This is a genomic window from uncultured Nostoc sp., assembly GCF_964245445.1.
Taxonomy (GTDB): domain Bacteria; phylum Cyanobacteriota; class Cyanobacteriia; order Cyanobacteriales; family Nostocaceae; genus Nostoc.
Window position 1 is genome coordinate 1 of record NZ_CAXTNE010000465.1, and the last position, 3246, is coordinate 3246.

The following is a 3246-nucleotide window of genomic DNA, read 5'->3' on the forward strand; positions in this document are numbered from 1 at the left end:
AGGGAAAGTCCTAGTGAAGTCCAGAAATTGGATAATTTATTTTTTGGAGTTCCCTATACAAAACCAAAATGTTGTAGATCCTCCTAAATCCTCCGATAAATTGGAGGACTTTGAGAAGTTTTTGCCCCCCTTTTGTAAGGAGGGTTGGGGGGATCAAAAGCCTGTGGGGCAACTTTAGAAGACTTGTGCATACACCGTAGGCAAGCAAAGAGGGGCTTTCAAATATGAGTTTTATATCGTTAGTTCAGAAAACAAGTCCGTTGGTTAACAAGACAAGGCCGTTCGTTAACAAGACAACTCCATTCGTTAACAAGACAAGGCTGTTGGTTCACAAGACAAGTCCGTTCGTTAACAAGACAAGTCCATTCGTTAACAAGACAAGGCTGTTGGTTAACAAGACAAGCCCGTTCTCAACTATTTATTCTCCAGCTCAGTGCAATTACTGGATAAAGAGGTAAATATAGTTTAAAAAATACTTTTTTTCGTAAGCTTTACTGAACCGCTACATTGTCCCATTGAGGCACTCTAGAAAGATAAGTTTAGTAAAAAGTATCCATTGATGCCACGCCAAAAAAAAAGCTCTACCGTGCTAGAAAAAACTGAACAGAAAGTAATCGGATTTAAATCAATTAATTCTAACCTTGACTTTGGTGATTCGATCAGTTTAAACCATTTAACCAAGTTAACCGAGCAACTCCGCAACCAGATTGACGAGTATAATATGATGCTAACTGCCATTGACTCAGCAAAGGTAAAAATAGAAACCCTTGAAAAGACCATTCGGGAAACTTCAGAACGCTTAGTCAGTGGTGTAGCATTGAAGTATGGCAAAGACAGTCGGGAATACGAGATGACAGGTGGAGTACGCAAGAGCGATCGCATTCGTAAAGCCACTATCACCCGGTTAAAATCCACCGCAGACTCAAAAGCGGCTTCTACACAGACGGCGTAATGAGCAACAAATAGGCATCATTCACCGTGAATGATGCCCATTGTTTTGCGTAGGCATAGCCCGCCGCAGGCATCGCTGCTCGTTCCCTTGTCGCCTAATAAGTCTGACTTTTCACGGTATCTGCAAAACCTCTTCTAAATCTCTCCTTCTAGGAAAGAGACTTTGAATTTTTCCTCTTTGCGATGATTTGGGTGCCGTACTCAAGGGCGATAACACAACGCCAGTCCGCTCAAGTCGGGAAACCCGCCCACACGGCTGGCTCCCCTACACATACTTAGATTTTTTCATAAATCAAATCGGATTCCTATAGTTTTTCATTTTACGAATATTACGCTTTAAAATGCGGATTGGTATCACTCTATAAGCTCACCCATATTAAAATCTATTCTTATCCAACCTTTGAGTCTTCGTAAATTGTCGAGAATGAGTAAGGGAATCTGCCAGTGATGTACCATCAGGAAGGGTAAGGGATCACTCACCTCAAAAATTGCTTCTTTCCCGCGCCTGATGTTTCTTACCCAGGTTTGCAGTTGCTTAAACGATCTAATCTCATTCAGCCGCCAAACTTCGTGGTATAGCCAATAGGTTGGCTTACTATCAGGAAGAGGCTGCAAAGATTCAGCTAGAGGCTCTTTACCAAGATAGGCATCCGCTACTCCTGGATGATTGTAAAACATAGTAATGGCGGTGTGAGTACGGGGGTTACACTCAATTGCATAAACAGTTCCGTCTTCTGCCTGGATGAAGTCAAAGGAAAGTTGCCCGGTTTTTCCCAGTTCTTTGGTAAAATGACTCGCCCATTGCATAATTTCTAGCTGCTCAACGTTTTCGTAGTTGACTTGAAAGGCGGATGACTCACAGCAGCAGTACATTCTTGACTCTCCATCTCGTGCGGTAGTGTGAGTGCAGTATTCCTTTCCAGGGATGAATTCCTGCATAATCCAAGGATTCTCCTCACTGATGGGCAGACTCTTGACAAATGCTGCTGTTTCTGATGGTGTATCGCAAGGTAACTTGGTGAGATTTAAGCGACGCACTTGATCGTAGGGGATGCTTTTAAGAATGTATTTGCGCTTCTCTTGAGAAAAGTCAAAGTTGAGGACTTGTTCGGGATCGGTAATTTTGAAGGATTTGGGGACAGATAAACCGAACGATCGCGCTGTTTCGGAAAAGGCAAACTTGTCATCCAGGATTTTCGTGACATCACCATCGAAGTGGAAAAATTCTACACAGTCTGGTAATGGTGACTTGCCTTGATCAAAGTGGATGACGGAAAAAATGGCTACCGGGATAAAAAAGTCGATCTTTTCTGTATTGGCGATCGCGTGTAGGGTTTCAATGTAGCCTTCTAAGTCTTTGCTTGGATCGGGAACAGTATAAAAGCCTGCAACAGAGTTGGAATATTTGTTACCACTTAACCAGTATTTCTCAATGTCAATTATAATAACCCGATGCCCAGCAGCATGAAATGAACGCGCTAGCTGAAGGGTTTTAGTCATTCTAGCGCCAGCAATCAAGATATTTTTAGAATTGGGGTTGACAACAATTGACTTACTGAATGGTTGCTTAAAAAAGCTCCACAGTAGCGATGTTAAAACGACGATGCAGTTTAAGGGAAATGCGATCGCCAGTAATACAAGAGTGCCCAAGTTTTGGAACACTGTAAAAATATGCTTTCTCATAATTATAATTGTGACATGATAGTGGAATCATTCGCTGGTGGATAGGAAAATTTTAAAAAGACAAGCAGATACGATCCTTTCTTTGCTTCCATGCTTTCCTCCATTCGCATATATGATTGTCAAGCCGTCTCGAATTGGCAGGAATACTTGCTAAAATCGGGAATAATCTTTGACGTTTTTCATTTTTGGCTCGCTTCTCTGCTGGCAAGTAAACTTGCCCTTGAAGTAATGTGTTGTCCACACAGATGAATCCAATAAAAGCCAACAAATTGTCGTTGGCAAGTGTCATCAGATGAATTAGCATAGTCATGCTGTCATGCTTCTAAAATGCAACATTTACTTCATTATTAAAAATACAGCATTTCCGAGCGCACTCCAAGCAATCTGGGATAAACACTCTTTAGTTTGCTTTCTCGAATGGTATGTTAACCTGGGGAGCAAAGCAAAAGATGACAAGCAAAGTCATTCTCCAAGCCATACGAGTTTCATGATGTTAAAATCAATCTTCACCCAACCTTGTAAAGAGCGCAAACTATCGAGTAATAGTAAAGGAATGTGCCAATGATGTACCATTAAGAACGGTAGTAGGTTATTAACTTCAAAGATTGCATC

Annotated in this window: 2 protein-coding genes and 1 pseudogene; 1 reads left to right on the forward strand and 2 read right to left on the reverse strand. The window is 41.6% G+C overall.

The features are described 5' to 3' along the window. The first annotated feature begins 559 nt into the window (after window positions 1-559). The gene (locus ACFE90_RS37260) at window positions 560-952 is read left to right on the forward strand and encodes a hypothetical protein (RefSeq protein WP_375507254.1); all 393 of its coding nucleotides are present in this window, start codon (window positions 560-562) and stop codon (window positions 950-952) included. A 353-nt stretch (window positions 953-1305) separates the two neighbouring features. Here ACFE90_RS37260 and ACFE90_RS37265 read toward each other — a convergent pair whose 3' ends face one another. Beyond that, window positions 1306-2634, reverse strand: coding sequence for an ATP-grasp domain-containing protein (locus tag ACFE90_RS37265; RefSeq protein WP_375507255.1), 1329 nt, complete (start codon window positions 2632-2634; stop codon window positions 1306-1308). A 462-nt stretch (window positions 2635-3096) separates the two neighbouring features. Beyond that, window positions 3097-3246 (reverse strand): annotated as a pseudogene (locus ACFE90_RS37270) (ATP-grasp enzyme); the annotation flags it as partial.

Coding starts and splice junctions, on each gene's coding strand:
- ACFE90_RS37260 (WP_375507254.1), top strand. CDS start 560: ATGCCACGCCAAAAAAAAAGCTCTACCGTGCTAGAAAAAACTGAACAG.
- ACFE90_RS37265 (WP_375507255.1), bottom strand. CDS start 2,634: ATGAGAAAGCATATTTTTACAGTGTTCCAAAACTTGGGCACTCTTGTA.